General features: G+C 65.7%; 18 protein-coding genes and 1 riboswitch. Of the genes, 10 read left to right on the top strand and 8 right to left on the bottom strand.

What is annotated here, in order from left to right; all coding sequences use genetic code 11:
- Positions 1-110: 110 nt before the first annotated feature.
- Entirely contained in the window at positions 111-500 is a 390-nt protein-coding gene (locus tag ON44_RS17470; protein WP_040691333.1) for a VOC family protein, read from the bottom strand.
- A gap of 132 nt (positions 501-632) precedes the next feature.
- Between ON44_RS17470 and ON44_RS17465 the strand changes: the two genes are divergently transcribed.
- The gene (locus ON44_RS17465; RefSeq protein WP_040691331.1) at positions 633-983 is read left to right on the top strand and encodes a hypothetical protein; all 351 of its coding nucleotides are present in this window, start codon (positions 633-635) and stop codon (positions 981-983) included.
- A gap of 81 nt (positions 984-1,064) precedes the next feature.
- Positions 1,065-1,955 carry an alpha/beta hydrolase gene (locus tag ON44_RS17460; protein WP_040691329.1) on the top strand — a complete coding sequence of 297 codons (891 nt, stop codon included), beginning with the start codon at positions 1,065-1,067 and terminating at the stop codon, positions 1,953-1,955.
- A 438-nt stretch (positions 1,956-2,393) separates the two neighbouring features.
- Here the strand turns inward: ON44_RS17460 and ON44_RS17450 are convergent, their stop codons facing one another.
- Entirely contained in the window at positions 2,394-3,077 is a 684-nt protein-coding gene (locus tag ON44_RS17450; RefSeq protein ID WP_245567206.1) for a S1 family peptidase, read from the bottom strand.
- 195 nt (positions 3,078-3,272) lie between these two features.
- On the opposite strand from ON44_RS17450, the gene ON44_RS17445 reads away from it, so the two are divergent.
- From ON44_RS17445 to ON44_RS17430, 3 genes are all read left to right on the top strand, one after another.
- On the top strand, positions 3,273-3,974 hold the full coding sequence (locus tag ON44_RS17445) for a response regulator (protein ID WP_085998554.1): 702 nt from the start codon (positions 3,273-3,275) through the stop codon (positions 3,972-3,974).
- A gap of 152 nt (positions 3,975-4,126) precedes the next feature.
- Positions 4,127-5,059 (top strand): HAMP domain-containing sensor histidine kinase, encoded by a 933-nt coding sequence (locus ON44_RS17440; protein WP_373283174.1) that lies wholly within the window; start codon positions 4,127-4,129, stop codon positions 5,057-5,059.
- A gap of 1,120 nt (positions 5,060-6,179) precedes the next feature.
- Positions 6,180-7,385: a DUF4153 domain-containing protein gene (locus ON44_RS17430; RefSeq protein ID WP_245567205.1), complete on the top strand. Its 1,206-nt coding sequence runs from the start codon at positions 6,180-6,182 to the stop codon at positions 7,383-7,385.
- A 588-nt stretch (positions 7,386-7,973) separates the two neighbouring features.
- Here the strand turns inward: ON44_RS17430 and ON44_RS17425 are convergent.
- Positions 7,974-8,354, bottom strand: coding sequence for an ArsR/SmtB family transcription factor (locus ON44_RS17425; RefSeq protein WP_063721581.1), 381 nt, complete (start codon positions 8,352-8,354; stop codon positions 7,974-7,976).
- A gap of 66 nt (positions 8,355-8,420) precedes the next feature.
- On the opposite strand from ON44_RS17425, the gene ON44_RS17420 reads away from it, so the two are divergent.
- Positions 8,421-8,762: a putative quinol monooxygenase gene (locus ON44_RS17420; RefSeq protein ID WP_040691324.1), complete on the top strand. Its 342-nt coding sequence runs from the start codon at positions 8,421-8,423 to the stop codon at positions 8,760-8,762.
- 21 nt (positions 8,763-8,783) lie between these two features.
- Here ON44_RS17420 and ON44_RS46855 read toward each other — a convergent pair whose 3' ends face one another.
- Entirely contained in the window at positions 8,784-8,927 is a 144-nt protein-coding gene (locus ON44_RS46855) for a hypothetical protein (protein WP_157187202.1), read from the bottom strand.
- A gap of 235 nt (positions 8,928-9,162) precedes the next feature.
- Here ON44_RS46855 and ON44_RS17415 point away from each other — a divergent pair, with 235 nt between their 5' ends.
- From ON44_RS17415 to ON44_RS17400, 4 genes are all read left to right on the top strand, one after another.
- Positions 9,163-9,357: a hypothetical protein gene (locus ON44_RS17415; protein WP_157187201.1), complete on the top strand. Its 195-nt coding sequence runs from the start codon at positions 9,163-9,165 to the stop codon at positions 9,355-9,357.
- Positions 9,354-10,265: an NAD(P)H-binding protein gene (locus ON44_RS17410; RefSeq protein ID WP_040691321.1), complete on the top strand. Its 912-nt coding sequence runs from the start codon at positions 9,354-9,356 to the stop codon at positions 10,263-10,265. Before ON44_RS17415 ends, ON44_RS17410 begins: the two co-directional genes overlap by 4 nt.
- A gap of 63 nt (positions 10,266-10,328) precedes the next feature.
- A complete protein-coding gene (locus ON44_RS17405; RefSeq protein ID WP_040691320.1) occupies positions 10,329-10,532 on the top strand; it encodes a hypothetical protein in 204 nt (67 codons plus the stop codon).
- Positions 10,533-10,742: 210 nt separating this feature from the next.
- On the top strand, positions 10,743-11,528 hold the full coding sequence (locus ON44_RS17400; RefSeq protein ID WP_040691319.1) for an SDR family NAD(P)-dependent oxidoreductase: 786 nt from the start codon (positions 10,743-10,745) through the stop codon (positions 11,526-11,528).
- 23 nt (positions 11,529-11,551) lie between these two features.
- On the opposite strand, the gene ON44_RS51680 is transcribed toward ON44_RS17400, so the two are convergent.
- The 4 genes from ON44_RS51680 to ON44_RS17370 all read right to left on the bottom strand — a co-directional run bounded on the left by ON44_RS51680 (position 11,552) and on the right by ON44_RS17370 (position 16,180).
- Positions 11,552-12,004 (bottom strand): hypothetical protein, encoded by a 453-nt coding sequence (locus ON44_RS51680; RefSeq protein ID WP_040691317.1) that lies wholly within the window; start codon positions 12,002-12,004, stop codon positions 11,552-11,554.
- 72 nt (positions 12,005-12,076) lie between these two features.
- Entirely contained in the window at positions 12,077-12,556 is a 480-nt protein-coding gene (locus ON44_RS17390) for an SLOG cluster 4 domain-containing protein (RefSeq protein WP_040691316.1), read from the bottom strand.
- Between the two features lie 331 nt (positions 12,557-12,887).
- A complete protein-coding gene (locus tag ON44_RS51970) occupies positions 12,888-14,306 on the bottom strand; it encodes an alpha/beta fold hydrolase (RefSeq protein WP_218007595.1) in 1,419 nt (472 codons plus the stop codon).
- Between the two features lie 503 nt (positions 14,307-14,809).
- The gene (locus tag ON44_RS17370; RefSeq protein WP_040691314.1) at positions 14,810-16,180 is read right to left on the bottom strand and encodes a purine-cytosine permease family protein; all 1,371 of its coding nucleotides are present in this window, start codon (positions 16,178-16,180) and stop codon (positions 14,810-14,812) included.
- Positions 16,177-16,291, bottom strand: a riboswitch (TPP riboswitch). (Overlaps the previous gene by 4 nt.)
- Between the last annotated feature and the right edge of the window lie 47 nt (positions 16,292-16,338).

Below are 16,338 nucleotides of genomic sequence, written 5' to 3'. Positions count from 1 at the left end.
CGGACACTGTCATCCGCTGCGAGGTGGTGATCGTGCGCTCGGTCGCGACGCTGAGCAGATGGCCTCCTCGGCACTGGCCGGGAGGGTGACGAGCGTGTCGCGTGCGCGGTCTAGGGGATGACTTGGCCGATACCGAGCAGGTTGCCCTCGCTGTCGCGGAACCATGCGCCCCGCTCGGCTCGCCCCTTGCTCGGATAATTGCCCGCGATGTCCATGATCCCGTTCACGGTGCCGTCGTATTCCTCGAACACCACGCCGCGGGACCGCAGGCCCGCGACTGTTGCCTCGATGTCATCGACGTAGAAACCCATTTGGGTGAACGAGCCGTCGGACGCACCGGCGGAGGCGAACAGGCAGAAGACACCCGACGCACCTTCGTAGCGCAGGCCGCCCTCGCGTTCCTCGACCGGGTCGAGGCCGAGTTTCTCCGCGTACCATCGGCGGGCTCGCGCCAGGTCCTTGGTGGGTATGCGGGCTTCGATGTGTGCGTTGCTCAGCATCCTCGTCATGCTAGCCAGCCACTCGCACGGTATCGGCCAGATCGCCATTGCCTCGGATTTGCATGTCGGCGAGCGTGGGTACTGGAAGACTCGTGGGTCGAAACGGTCACCGTGACTGAGGGAGTTTGCGACGTGGAGGTCGTGTACAACATCGTCGTCGTCGCCCATCTGCTGGGTATGGCGGCGGTTGTCGGCGGGTATGTCGCCGGACAGCCGGGCGTATCCGAGCTGATGGTGTGGGGTGCGCGGGCACAGCTCGTCACCGGTCTGATCCTGGTCGGTATGGCCGATTCGATCGATTCGCTCGGCAAGGATCCGAATATGGCGAAGATCGGCACCAAGTTGGTTATCTCGGTGCTGGTTGCCGCGTTCGCCGAGATCGGTCGTGCGGACGCCAAGAAGGGGAAGCCGGTGCCGTGGATGACGCACGCGTCCGGCGGTTTGGCGATCGTCAACGTATTCGTCGCGGTGCTGTGGACCTGATCTGCCGGCGCGCACGGCCTTCGACATCGCGCCACCCGCACCGTACCTTCGTTACAGGACGGAAGTAACGGAGGGCATCGGATGCGGGTCGATATCGAATTCACCAGCGGCGCAGTGACATTGCGGGGCTGGCTCTACCGGCCGGACACGGCATCGGGCCCGGTCCCGCTGGTGGTGATGACACACGGCTTCGCGGGCGTCAAGGAATGGGTTGCCCCGTTCGCGGAAGTGTTCAGCAAAGCGGGCCTGGCTTGTCTGGTGTACGACCACCCTGGATTCGGGACCTCCGATGGCGAACCGCGTTACGAGGTCGACCCCGTCGCCCAGATCGAGGGCTACCGCGATGCGATCACCTTCGCGCAAACCCTGGAGGGCATTGATCCGGAACGCATCGGCGTCTGGGGAACCAGTTTCGCGGGCGGCCACGTGTTGGTCGTCGCGGCAACCGATCGACGCGTGCGCGCGGTGGTGTCGCAGGTGCCACTCACCAACGGCTGGGCCAACTTCCGCAGTCTGGTCCCCTCCATCATGCTGCCCGCGGTCCATGCGGCCATCGCCGCCGACCGGCAAGCCCGCGCCTCGGGCAAACCGCACCAGATGATCAAGGCGGCCTCCGACGATCCCACCGAACTCGTCGCCATGCCCGGTATCGAGGTCTACAACTGGTTGATGGCCAACGGCCCGCAGATCCCGACTTGGCGCAACGAGGTCACCCTCTCCAGCGTCGACAAATTCCAGTCCTACGCCCCGGAAGCCTTCCTGCGGCGCGTCTCTCCGACGCCACTGCTGATGGTGATCGCCGATCAAGACACTCTGACGCCGAGCGATATCGCCCTGCAGAGCTACGCCGAGGCACTGGAACCCAAACAACTGACGCTGGTCCCAGGGCCGCACTTCGCCGTCTACGAGGAGCAGTTCGAACTCGCGTCCAGCGTCGCCCGCGACTTTCTGCTCGCCAACCTCAGCGGATAATGCTCGGCCTGGTGTCGACTCCGCGGTGACGCTCCTTATCCAGCGCGGATGAGCCGGGGCGGTCAGGCGAAGACGGGTGGCAACTCGGGCCGCTAGGGAGCGATATTCGTGCCAGCGGCCACGGAGTCGACGGCCGACCCAGGGAGCATGTGGTCTGTCATGCACCGCAATTCTGCGGTAAGTGCCAGCGCGAAGGTGCGTTCGAGTGGTTGCAGCGGGTCACGCTGCTGTCATCGGAGCCGGGGGTGTTTGAGGTGGCGGCGACGGCGCGGGCGACCAGCGTGTGGCCGAGGGCGCTGATGCGAAGTCGGTTCTGGGCCCATGCGCGCGGATATATGGTGGCGGCGATGGGTGCGAAGCCGATCAGGTTGACACCGTATTCGCTCGACAGTCGGCGCACTTCAGCATCGAGTGCACGAACGGGCAGGCCGGAGGATCTCAGACCGGCCGGAACCCGGCACCGACGCCACCCGACTGATCCATCCCATCCAGGATTACGCCGATGTCGATCGCCACGGCCGGATCGTGCACCGCCGCCGCGCCGCAGGCGACGTCGAAGACGGTCACGCCGAGCACCACGATCCCGATATGCCCGATATTCATCCCGACCAGCCGGTCGCCAAGGGTGACCGGCCCGCCCGAATCACCCGGCCTGGAGCAGACCTGGCTCCGGAACCACCACCCGTGCGTATCCCACACCACACCGCAGTCGAAGCCGGAGGTCCGGCCGTTCTTGCAGACGATATCGCCCGGTTGCGGCGGTGCGCCGATGCCACCGATAAAGGTCTGCGCCACCTGGCGAACCGGCGTGACCTTGGTGCGGTCGAATTCGATGACTGCGAAGTCGTTGCCGCTGTGGTCGACCGCGGCGACGGTGCCGATGACGCCCGCCTGCTGCGTCTCGGCCTGGACGGACATACCGATCTCGGCGCAGTGTCCGGCGGTGAGCCCGACCATCCGGTCGGCGCTGTCATAGCCGACCGCGGTGAGGGTGCATACCGCTCGGCCCTCGATCAGGATGCCCGAGCCGCCGCCCAGCGTCGCCGTCTGTGCGGCCGTCGCGTCACCGGGGAGCCCCGAGGGGGCGATGACCGCGATGACCGCGGCCACGAGCACGCGCATCACGATCCTGCCCATAGCAACCATGTCGCTAACTGTCCGCCGTGGTCGCAGCTTCTCGTGTTCGCTTTCGTTGCAGGTGGGGAACAGTTTGGTGTCGCCGGCTCCGCCGTCCTGCTCGAGCGTGCCTGCGGTGCACACGGAATCTCCACAATTGACGCGGGTTCTCTCCACAGCGGGTGGCTAGGGTTTCGGTTCATGGAACAGCACGCGGCGGGCAATGGGCAGGCGGCGCGAAGGATTTTGGTGGTCGACGACGAGGTCACCATCGCGGAATCGGTGGCGGTGCGCCTGCGAGCCGAGGGGTTCACCGTTGATCTCGCGCATGACGGTCCGGGGGCGGTCGCGACGGCCGAGGCAGTCGTGCCCGATCTGGTCGTGCTGGATGTGATGCTGCCCGGCTTCGACGGTCTCGAGGTGTGCCGTCGCATTCAGGCCGCGCGCCCGATTCCGGTTCTCATGCTCACCGCGCGTACCGATGAAACCGATCAGCTCATCGGCCTCGGTGTGGGCGCGGACGACTATTTGACCAAGCCGTTCTCGCTTCGTGTCCTCACCGCTCGCGTGCACGCCCTGCTGCGCCGGGTGGATCGCGTCGCCGAGCGTGACGGCGCCACCATCATCGTCGGTGACTTACGCATCGATGTGGACCAGCGTCGCGTGTGGCGCGCCGATGTCGAAGCGCAACTCACCCCGCTCGAGTTCGACCTGCTAGCTCGGCTGGCACGACGTCCCCGTGTAGTGCTGGCCCGGGAACGATTGCTCGAAGAGGTGTGGGACTGGGCCGATGCCGCGGGCACCCGGGCGGTCGACAGCCATATCAAGGCGTTGCGCCGCAAGCTCGGCGCGGACGTGATCCGCACGGTGCACGGTGTCGGTTATGCGTTGGATGCGCGATGAGCGATCACACCACCGACGATGTCGTGCACGCGGGGACGCAGTGGTGTGCAAGTGTTTCGCGGAAACTGCGCGGCTTGTCGGACGCGGTAGCGGAAGTGGTGCCGCGACCATTGGATCCGGTGAAATCGATCAAGCTGAAGTTCGCGATTCTGATGCTCGGGTCGGCCGGGGTGGCGTTCGGGTTCTTCCGGCTGCGGATCGGCTGGCTGCCGCCGAAGACGACGATCGCGGCGACGGTGATCGCATTGATCACCTCGCAGATCCTGGCGCACGGCACCACTCGACCGCTGCGCGAGATGACCGCGGCGGCCAAGCGGATGGCGCAGGGCGACTACACCCGCCGGGTACGGGCCAGCTCCCGCGACGAGGTCGGGCAGCTGGCGGTCGCGTTCAATCAGATGGCCGCCGACCTGGCCGCTGCCGACCAACAGCGCCGCGACCTGATCGCCAATGTCTCCCACGAACTGCGCACCCCGATCACCGCGCTGAATGCGGTGCTGGAGAACATGGTCGACGGTGTCTCCGAACCCGACGACAAAACCCTGCGCACCGCACTCGCGCAAACCGAACGGCTCGGCCGACTCGTCTCCGAACTGCTCGACCTGTCCACCATCGAATCCGGCGCCCGCGCCCTCGACCGCGAAGAACTCAGCGTCACACCGCTGTTGGCCGAGGTCATCGCCGAGGCCGAGGTGGCCGCGGCAGCGCTCGGGCGCGGCGTGCGCTTCCGCACCGATGTGCAACCAAGCAGCGCAAGCGTTTTCGCAGACCGTGCACGTTTGCATCAGGTGCTGCTCAACCTGCTCGACAACGCCGCCCGCCACGGACCCGCCGGCGGGGAAGTCCGCATCGAGGCCCGCGTCGAGCGCGGTGCTCTCGTCATCGACGTCCAAGACCAGGGCCCCGGCATCCCGATCGCCGAGCGCGCCACCATCTTCGACCGCTTCACCCGCGGCGGGCGCAGCGACGGCGGCGGTACCGGCCTGGGCCTTGCCATCTCCCGCTGGATAGTCGATCTACACGGCGGCACGATAGCCGTCGCCGATCCGGGCTCCCGCATCCGCGTGGTAATTCCCGCCCCTTAACGCATCCCGATGTTCCGCAACCCGGACCACGAAGTCCCGGGACGATCCCGCACACCCATGGAAGGGCAGCCCCATGCCAGACCAATCCGATCCATCGCAACCCGAATCGCCTACCCAACCCGCAGCGATATCGGAGCCGAAGGTACGACCCGAATCGGCAGCCGGCGTACCGAACGTCGCCGACTCTTCGGCCGAAACGCAGACACCGTCCGAGTCCGACCACCTGACCACGTCCGAATCCGTGGGTGATGCGCTCACCTCAGCCGAGTCCGGCGGTGATTCGGTTCCGGAGGCTGTCGAGGGGTCGGCTGCGTCGTCCGCTGAACGGGCGTCGGCTGCATCGGATCCGACGAGAGAGGATGTGGCGCAGACGGAATCGAGCGCACCCACTGGCACCTCGACGGCGGATCGGGGAGTGCCGTCGAGTGGTACGGCGGACGGGCTATCAGGAATGGCGTCAAATGTGCCGCCGAGCGCGTGGTCGCGGCAGCCGACCTCGTCGAGTGTGTGGTCGAGCCCGCCAAGTATGCCGATGAGCCCGTCATCGAGTGCGCCGCCGCCCATGATGCCGCCGGTTCCGCCGCCGGGCTCCGCGTTGCCCGCGCCGCGACCCTGGCCTGTACAAGTGCCGAGGTGGCGACGCATCGCCTGCCCGCCAGGCGTACTGCCCGCAGCGGGCATCGCGGGTCTCGCGGGCGCGGTGTTCATACCATTGGACCGCCCCGGAATCGGTTGGGTACTCGCCGGTTCGGTAGCAGCGGCCGCGGTATTCACAGTGGACCGCCGCGCTCGTCGTACGGCAGCAGCGGCCGTCTCGGCACAGCATTCGGCCGCGGCCGAGGAGACGAGGCGTGATCCAGGACGCCTGGTTCCCGAGATACCCGGTGGTCGGACGTTACTCGAAGATGCAGGCGCGCGGTTCGATCGATCTGAAGTGAACAGCGGCGGTTTGGTGGGGGCCGATGCGGCGTCGATACCGAACTCGCCGGAATCGCCCATCTCGAATGCGACTGAGCGCGGATCGGGGAGCTCGGATCCGGTCGGTACCGGCGGTCGGACGACTGTGGAAGACGTTGGTGCGGAAGCTGATCCGGCTGGATCGGGATTCGGTGTTCGCGCTGTGAATTGGGGGCGGGTGTGGTGGACAACCCTGGCGTTGGCGCTGCTGGCGGTTGGGGCGGTGCGGGCTGCGGGGTGGCTGTTCGCGCTGTGTGTCGTCGGGGCCGGGGTGGCCGGGTCGTTGGCCGTTGTCGGGCGGCGGTCGGTGTATGGCGCGTGGTACGACGTGATCGCGGTGCCGATCGAGTCGATCACGGGCATTCCGTGGGTGTATTCGGCGTTCGGGCGGATCAGTGACGGTCCGGCGCGCCGGTCGTGGCGAGCCGGGATGTCGGTTGCGGTGACGCTCGCACTATTGGCGGTTTTCGTGCCGTTGCTGGGTGGCGCCGATGCGACGTTCGCGAAACTGCTCGACGCGGTGACGCCGGAGATCGACGTGCCATCGGTTGTGCAGTGGATCGTGCTGTTCGTGGTACTCGGTCTGGGCAGCGTCGGGGCCATGTATCTGCTTGCGGGTCCGCGTGCCGCGGCGACGGGCGCCCCGTCCGGCCGAGGTCTGCGACGGTTGGAGTGGGCACTGCCGGTGGGCGCGCTGACCATCCTGTTCGCGGTCTTCGTCTCCGCCCAGTTCGTCGCGCTGTTCGGCGGTGACGACTACGTGCAGCGCACAGCGAATCTCACCTACGCCGAATACGCGCGCAGCGGATTCTGGCAGCTTTCGATCGTCACCATCCTCACCTTCGCCGTAATCGCCGTCGTATTGCGTTGGGCCACAAGGGAATCTGCTGCCGACCGAGCCTGGCTGCGGATACTGCTGTGCGCGATCGGCGTGCTGACGCTGATCATCGTGGCCTCCGCCCTCGGCCGCATGTGGACCTACCAGCAGGCATACGGCTTCACCGTCATGCGCCTGCTGGTCGAGGTATGCGAACTCTGGCTGGGGCTGGTGTATCTATTGATGATCGCCGCTGTCCTTCGCTTGGACGGCACCTGGCTCCCGCGCGCCGCCATCGGCACCGCCATGTCGACGCTAGTCGTGCTGGCTGTGCTCAACCCGGAAGGCCTTGTCGCGGAACGGAATATCGACCGCTGGGAGCACGGCAAGAACCTCGACACGCTCTACCTCGGCAGGCTTTCACCCGATATCGCCCCCGCCGTCGAGCGGCTTCCCGAACCGCAGCGCAGCGAAGTGCTCTCCACGATCCACCGCGATCTCGATGAAGACACGTGGCAGGGGTGGAACCTGTCGCGCGCGAACGCCCGTTAGGTAGTCAACGCACATTTCTGTCCTGATCCCGCGGATTCGGCGCGGGACTCACCCGCCCCCACGGCCCCTTCGACGCAGGCTGCTGTGTCTGCTCATTGCCCGGAACCGACACGTCGTCTCCTGTTCCCGAGGCGAAGCACTATTCCGCCAGGGTAATCACAGTGCGCCGGACCCCTGCGACACCGACGGAGTGATCGTCGGACCCGCTCGTCAACCGGACATTCCATAACCTTCGGTACGATCCGCTGATACATCCAACTATCGCGTATCGCCGCCGCCATCGCAGCGAATCCTGTGCACTAGTCGAACCCTTCGCCGGTCCGACGGCCGTTGCCGGCGGCGATTCCGGGTAGCGCCAGTAGATCACCTGAATCGGCCGATCGATCGCGGATTCATCGGCGCCGAAACCGATTGGCAGAGTGGACGATCTGTCGAAGGAAGGGGTTAGGTCATTGCAATGGCTCTCGTTCCGGGTCGAGTCCTAGCCGCGCATGCTGCCCCAGTTCCGGGCCGTGCGACGCACGTGTGCTTTGCGCTGGCTGGTGCTCTGGAGACGGCGCGCCGACCGGCCCGCGAGTGTCAGGGAGTTCAACGGCCGATTGGCCCGCGTTGAAAGACTGTGGTCGGGGGGAGCGCGTCGGCGTCAGCGGTGGTGGTTCGGCGCTTGTTTTCCCCGACCAACAATTCGATCAGTCCAGGAAACCGCTGTTCCAGCTCATCCTTTCGCAATTGCGCCATGTTGCTGTTACCGCGGTTGACCTGCCGAATGACGCCCGCCTGTCGCAGGACCCGAAAGTGGTGTGTACGAGTAGCTTTCGACACCGGCAGACCGAACGAGCTGCAATGCCGCTCCGCGCCGTCGGCATCCGCGAGCAGGGCCAGCACCACCTCGAGACGGTGTCGATCCGCCAGCGCGGCCAGTACGGCCCCTAGTTCCATATCCACCGGGTCCGCTTGGTCGTCCGGCATCTACACCACCATCCTCATGAAGGTACGACTTGCATCGTACCTCGGCTCGAATTACCGTCTGGAGGTATGACAGATTTCGTACCTAGTGCGGTGGTTCCCTTTGCCCTGATGGGCTTCGCTCGCCCCAAGCCGGATCGTGTATCGGAGCTGAAAGAGCTTCTGTTGTCGTTCGTTGCGCCCACCCGCGAAGAGGACGGAGCTCTCGAGTATCACTTCCACGAGGATGTCGACGATCGGTCCACCTTCGTCTTCTACGAGGTGTGGCGATCGAAGGAGGACCTCGACCGACACCTCGAGCTCCCGCATATGCGCGACTTCTGGGAACGTCGTATGGACTACCTCGAACGGGATCTCGAAATCCGATTCCTGTCCATGCAGAGCGTGTATCCGCGGCCGATCACCGCGTAACGGCCGCAGGGCTTTCAGCGCTCAGGCGAGGGCGAGGGCGAGGGCGAGCTTTTCGAGTTCTGCTTCGGTCATGGGTTCGGAGCCGTCGGCGGTGTCGCCGGTAAGGCATTCGCGCAGGCCGGTGGGCACGATTTTTAAGCCGGCGCGGTCCAGGGCGAAGAACATCGGCATCACCTGCAGCGGCCAGGTCAGCGCCCAGATGGGTCGCCCGGGCAGCGCCTGGTCGCCGCGAACGACGCCGTCGCGACGTGCAGAATTCGGCCACTATGGCCGACGCTGGCGAGCGTCGGGATTCCCCGCAACCCGGGCCGCGGCGCAATATAGTTGCACGGTCACGGGTCACACATCCTGGGTGCGCGTCGGCGAGCCGGCACGCTGCCGATTTCACGGGAGACGCGGCATGACATCGACATGTATGGGGAAGCAGTGCTATCCAGCGTGGCTGGACAACTTGGCCGACGACGTAACCGGGGACGGCGCGGCGTGGGCCATCCAGGGCGCGGAAGCCGTCCATGAAGTCGTGTTGATGCTCGAGCGGTTTGTCGGCACACCCCTTGCCGAGCATTGGGAAACACACCTCGAGGAGCGAGCATGAGTGCGCCCTTGTACCTGATCACCGGGGCGGGTGGTGGCACCGGCGGCGTGAGCCGGCAGGTGATCGAGCAATTGCGGGAACGTGGGGATCGCGTTCGCGCGTTGGTGCACCACGACGACGCCCGCGCCGAGCCGTTACGTGCACTCGGCGCTGAAGTCGTAGTCGGAGACTTGACCGACCCACGAGATGTGGTCGATGCGATGAACGGTACCGATCGCATGTTCTTTTCGATGGGGGTTTCGCCGGGCTACCTGCAGGCAACGGTGGTCGTCTGCGACGCCGCACTGGCATACGGCCACCTCGAGGTGGTCGTGAACATGTCCCAGATGACCGTTTCTGAAATGACGCTGACCAGTGTGGGAGAGTCTCGCCAACATCGGCTGCATTACCTCGCCGAGCATGTCTTGAACTGGTCGGGTGTGCCGGTCGTGCACATCAGGCCGACGGTGTTTCTGGACAATCCGATATTCACCGGACTTGCGGCACCGTCGCTGCGAGAGCGAAACGTTTTGGCCCTGCCCTTCGGAACGGGTCGAACGTCACCGATAGCTACCAGCGACGTGGCCCGCACGATTACGGCAGTGCTCCTAGATCCTGCCCACCGACTCGGCGAGGTCTACGAATTGACCGGTCCGGCGCGTTTGGACATCGATGGCCTGGCCGCCGAGTACAGTTTGGGACTTCACCGGCAGATTCGCGGCACCGACATTCCCCAGGAAACCTGGGTCGAGGAGGTCCTCGAGCCCCGAGGTCTGCCCGCGCACGTCGAGCAACATCTGGCCACCATGGCGCTGCTGCACCGCGCTGGACGTTACGACCGAGCCACCGACGACGTCGAAAAGATCACGGGACAGCCGCCATCCACGGTTGGGCGGTACATAGCCGAACACTCGGAACTGTTCTCATAATGGTCGTGAGGTGCGGTGTCGTGAGGATGCTCGGCACGGTGGCACGTTCTCGGCCCGGGATTCATGGACGAGTTCGGTGATGGTTGCGCTGACGCGACGGGTAACGGCGGATGGAAAGTTCGGCTGAGCGGCGCTCCGGAGAGCCTGTATGCCATCCAGGTCGCCATGCTGGGCAAGCTCACCTACACCGCCATGGCGGACGCGATCTTCACGCACCCACTCCTGGCGGAAGGCCTCAACACCCTCTTCGCGATGTTCGACGCCTGAGGCGGCGTTTTGTCCCGCAGTCAGCCCGTTGATTCGGGGCACCAATTCGGCCAACTCGGTGCGCTGTCAACGACCGTGTCAGCGGGTAGCTGTGTGGCCTCATTGCACTGGGTCTTGATGTACGTGGTGACACCAACTTCGACGGCACAGAGCTGAGCCGGGCGTAGCGTGTTCGGGGTCACAAACCGAGGCGGCGACGGGAGCAGCAGCATGGATCTACATCTGTCGGGCAAGACCGCCGTGGTCACCGGCGCCAGCAAAGGTATCGGGCTCGCGATCACCCAGGCGCTGGTGGACGCCGGCGCCCACGTCGTGGCCGGATCACGCAGCCGAGGGCCCGGTCTCGAGGCGCTGGACAAGGCCGGGAAAGTGACCTTTGTATCCGCCGATTTGTCGCATCCCGCCGGTTCGGATGACCTGATCGCGGTTGCGGCAGACCGCGGTGGCATCGACGTACTGGTGAACAACGTCGGCGCGGTCACTGTGCAACCGGGTGGAATCGCGCGCGTTACGGACGACCAGTGGCAGGCATCCTGGGATCTCAATGTGATGGGGACGGTGCGGCCGACCCGGGCCGCTCTGCCACAGATGCACCGCCGTGGCGGTGGATCGATCGTCATCATCGGATCGGTCAACGCGTACTATCCGGATCCCGGGATCTACGACTACTGTGCCACCAAGGCCGCCGTCACGAATTTCGGCAAGGCTTTGTCAAAGGAATTGGGGCCGAAGAACATTCGCGTCAACTCCATCAGCCCCGGGCCCGTGACGACGGGGCTGTGGCTGGACGAAGGCGCAGTGGCCGACACGATCGCCGCCGCCAGCGGTCAGACCCCCGAACAGGTGCGGTCCGCGACCGCCGGTGCTGCCGCGATGGGCCGGTTCACCACGCCGGAGCAGGTTGCCGACCTGGTCGTGTTCCTGGCCAGCGACCGGTCCGCCAACATCACCGGATCCGATCTGAGGATCGACGGCGGCTTCGTCACCACAATTTGAGGCCGACCAGTCGCATACGTTCGTCAGGTGTCAGTGGCAAATGGTGGAGTGCGACGAGGGTCGACACCGTTCGGCGCGGAGCGCGATCCGGCGCGACTTGTCCTGACGTGATGTTCGATCAGATCCGTCGTGTCGATCGGGTGGTGCTGTTTTTGAACACCGTGCTTCTGATGGACATTGCGTTCTTGCCGTTTGCTGCTGCCGTTTTGGTCCACGCCTTCGATGAAGGGCACGGGCAGCGTACTGCCGTTGTGTTCCACGGCCTTACGTTCCAGCTGGCAGCTGTTCTGTTCAATACGATCTGGGAGTACGCACGTCGAGATCACCGGCTGCTGGTCGCCACGATCGATGCTGCCGGAGCGCGGGCCACCGGCTGGCGTTTTCGTCTCGCCCTGGCCTGGATCGGCAGCGGAGTCTTGCTCGGTGCCCTGCCACCCCGGCCGAAATCGCCGCCCCAGGCCCGGAAGGCGGCCCACGCCAGACCTTCCGGCGAACGGTCCCGTGTTGCCGGGGTGCCGAGTGACGTGGGTGCGCTGAAGGTTTCGGGCCTAGGTGAGAGCGCGGTGGACGGCGTCGGCGGGGTCGGTGGCGAGTTGTGCTGCGGGGATGGGATTTCCGTTGGCGTCCTGGATTTGCCAACCGCCGAGCGAGATGACGGGGATGGTGCCGCGGTGGCAGGCGAAAGCGAGTTCGGAGAGGGTGCCCCAGGAACCACCGATCACGATGACGGCGTCGGCGGAATGAATGAGGATCGCGTTTCGGGCCTCGCCCATGCCGGTGTACAAGACGGCGGACAGACCGCGACAGGTAGTAGACCGGTCGGTGTCGGGGCGAACACCGATGACGACACCGCCCACGCTGGAAGCCCCCTCGGCGACCGCCGCCATAACGCCGCTACCGCCGCCGCACAGAACAGTGGCACCGGCAGCCGCGAGCAGTCGTCCCACCTCCGCAGCCCATTCGGCCTCGGTGGTTGTGCAATCATGCGGTCCGCACACCGCGACCTGTAGGGGTATGTCGCGAGCCATGGGTCGACGATAGTTGGAGGAATCTCGCTCAGCCGCATGCTGTCGTCGGGTCGCGGCCCATCCCACCGCACGGCCCAGCCCTGTACGCCCCGCAGCCCGGCTCGGTCCCAGCGTGCCTTCCTTACTCTGCGCGATTGGTCGGCCGGGTGCCGAGCGGATTTATCGGCCCAGTACCCACGGCATTGTCGGATGGCAATTGCAGCCAACCATCATGTGGCCGCGCGTCGGCGATTGGTGATCAGGCTTCGGCCGCCCGGCGTGCATCTGACGGATCGCGAGAGACCCCGGTTCGGTCATCCGGCCTCAGCGACCGAGCGTCAACGAGATCTGCTTATGCGCGCTTGGCGAGCAACGTGTCGAGCTGAGTGGCGAAATCCTCAGTGGCGCTTCGGTATCCGACGTGATCGCCCGCGAATTCCACGATATCGAGTCCGAGGCGCTCGCCGAGCACCGCATTGGGCAGCGCCGGGAAGGTTTCCTTCGAATCGTGTCCGACCACGAGGACGAGCTTTCGGGCGGCAGCTTGCAGAGCGTCGAAATCCGGTGTGTAGCGGACGTACTGGCGCATCTCGTGCTCCATCCAGAACAGCATGTTCTGCTGGATGCGCGCGCTGATCGCGGCGGCTTCGGGCGTGGGCTCTTCGGCGTCGGGCTGTTGCCGGCGCAGCCCGACACCCTCGGCGAATTGGGATATGGCGGCGACGAAGCCCTCGGACTCGCTGGTCCGGTAGACGTCGTCCAAAAAGGTGAGCCACTTGTCGGCATCGAGCAGTACGGTCGCCAGCGGCGGTTCGTGCGCGATGAGCGTATGCACGAGTTCCGGTCGCGTCGTGAGCAATTCGAGCGCGACGATGGCGCCGGAGCTGCTGCCGAGCACCGCGGCGGGTTGGTCTCCGAGGTGAGTGAGCAGCGCGGCGGCATCGGCGCCGTCGAGTTGGACGTTGTGGTCCTGCCCTGGGCTGCGGGAGAAGCCGCGCCTATCGTAGGAAACCACCGTATAGCGATCCGCCAGTCGCTCCGCGATCTGGTCGAAGCTGGCCGCGTCGCCATTGCCGCCAGGGATGAGCAGCAGCAGCGGACCGGTGCCGCGGATCTCGTAGTACAGCGTCGCTCCGGGCACGGTGATGGTGTGGTTGGTGGGGACGTCCATGGGAAAGGCTCCTGGTAGATAGGACAGTTGCCGCAACGCTTCCCGGATGACGGGCAGTGCGGCGATGGGCGGGTCCACATCGACCCAGCGGTCGATGGCGACCTGCAGTGCGGTCGCGATCGCGCCTGCCATGATTCGCGGGAACATATCGGTGTGCAGGTCGCGGCCGGTGCGTTCGGCGATGGCCGTCGCGATGGCCTCCTGGATGACGGCCTGTGCCTTGAGATATTCACCCTGCAGCGCGGGCTCGGTGGTGATCAGCCGAATGCCGCGGGTCCATGCCGGATCGGGCAGTTCGTCATCGCGGAATTCGGCGAGTACCGCGTGGATTACCGCGGGCCACAGCGCTTCGGCCGCCGGACGATCGTGCAGTCCGTCCGCGATCCGCCGGGCCCGATCGACCGCCACCGAGCACACGGCCTCGTACTTGCTGGCGAAGTAGTTGTTGAACGTGCGTGGCGAAACACCCGCCGCCGCCGCGATGTCCTCGACCAGCACGCCCTCGAGCCCATGCTCGACCGCCAGCCGCAGCGCCGCGAATCCGAGCGCCTCCCGAGTCGCGAGCTTCTTGCGTTCCCGCAACCCGAGTGCGAATGCCACGCCCTTCACGATACGCAAACTTGCGTGCCCCGCAAGATTGCGCGATCGGAAAGTTTTTGCCCCACAACGAGATCGAAACATCGCAACCGCAGTTGTTCGAGATCAGCAGGGCCGCGCCCTCTCTCGGCGAATTGCTCGCGAAACACTCACCCGGGGCTGCGGCGTGCGCCGCTGTGTCGGCACTCGCGCGGGGCGACTCGGCCGAACTGTTGCACCGCCTCGGCCGATTCGTCCAGGCCGCCGTTCCGGCAGGGAAACGACCGCATACGAACCAGTCGGCACTCACAGAGTCGGCCGAGCAGGTCGCGGAACTCAGTGAAGATCTCGCATAGCCCCTGAGCATCTCGCATAGGGCACAGCCTGTGCGAGATGCTCACGGGATCTGCGGCAGCGCGTGAGGTCCGAGCTCGGTGCGGTGTGCCTCGTGGTGGACGACGAGCGGAGAACCGGCACCGTGTGCGTTGGGGCCGCGATCGCCGCGGTTCCAGCGTGTGGTCCGGAGACTACGCGGACTTGCGCAGCATGGAGACACGTCCCACACCCCACGCGACCGCGACCGCGGCCAGGAACGACAGCAGTGACGCGCTCATCCACGCCTGCTTGGTGAAGTGCAGCTTCTCCTGCACGTCCACCCAGAAGTCGGTCCACACTCCGGCGTCGCCCGGGTTGATCAGCTGGTAGACCGAAAGTCCCACGAGCCAAGCGACAACCATGCCCCACCGCGACGGCGCATTCGCCGAGGTATCCCACTGGTCGCGCGCCCGCAGGAAGAAGTCCGCGACGAGCACGCCGAGCAGCGGCACGAAAACCGACCCGATCAGGCCGAGGAAGCCGAAGTAGTTCGCCATGTTCAGTCGCAGCGCGAGCAGTGTGATCAGCACACCGAGACCGATCGAGAGCACCCGGCGGTCGACTCGCGGCGCGAGATTCTGGATCGAGACGGCCGTCGAATACACATTCGCGAACGACTGGTCGGCCTCACGGAATACGAAGATGAAGAAGAACACCGCGCCGAGGGTGACCGTCAGGAACGGCGAGTACACCCCGCCGTCGCCGGATGCGAGCGCCAGCGCGAACAGTCCGAGCACATACGCGATGATCTGGGTGAACGCATACGCCCCACTGGCCGCGCCGAATGCCGCGCCGGTGCCGCGGGAGTGCCGGGTGTAGTCGGCCGCCACCGGCACCCATGAGATCGAAACCGCAAGCGCCGCATCGGTAGCGACCCAGAAGAGATTCCAATCCACGCCGAACGGTCCGCCGCCCTCGGTGCCCGGGTTGGTGGTGAGATCCGGCAGACCCGCCCGGACGAACTGGATGTAGAACCAGATCAACGCGATCACCACGCCGACTGTCACGAACCGCCGCAGCATTCGCACCGAACCGAGCGGCCAGATTGTCAGCACCGTCGTCAGCACACCCGCGGCGACCACGTAAACCCAGTGCGGACCGCCGTCGAACAACTCTTCGGCCGCATCGCCGATGACGATCAATTCGAAGGTGCCCCAACCGATCAGCTGGGCGATATTGAGCACCGTCGGCAGGTAGCTGAGCTTCGCGCCGAACAGTCCGCGCAGCAACATCATCGCGGGCTTACCGGTCTTGGCTCCGGGTACCGCGGCCAGGCCGAGCATGAGCCCGCCGACCACCGTGCCGATGATCATCGCGAGAATGCCCGCGGCGATGGAGATCTGCGCGCCGCCATCGGAATTCGGCGCTAGCACCGTGTACGCGCCGGAGAATGCGAACAGGCTGACCCCGAGGTTCGCCCAGAAGGCGCTCTGGTCCCAGAACGAAAGGACCTTCGGTGCAGGCTGGTCCAGGGTCAACGGTGCTTCGCGCCGCTCGGATCGATCAATGGTGGGTGCAGACATCCCGGTACCGCTCTCCCTACGCCGGCATTACCCGGACAGGTTCATGCGGTCGGCGAAACGTGGGGTCCGCCCTCTCAGCCCGGCCGTGCCCGAGCTCCCGCGTTGGGGTTGTATCGGGCGAATGCTACACCCGCACCGCGGCGCGCCGTGCCGCGCCT

The organism is Nocardia vinacea NBRC 16497, from assembly GCF_000308835.1.
Taxonomy (GTDB): domain Bacteria; phylum Actinomycetota; class Actinomycetes; order Mycobacteriales; family Mycobacteriaceae; genus Nocardia; species Nocardia vinacea.
This window is presented reverse-complemented; position numbering and strand designations above follow the sequence as displayed.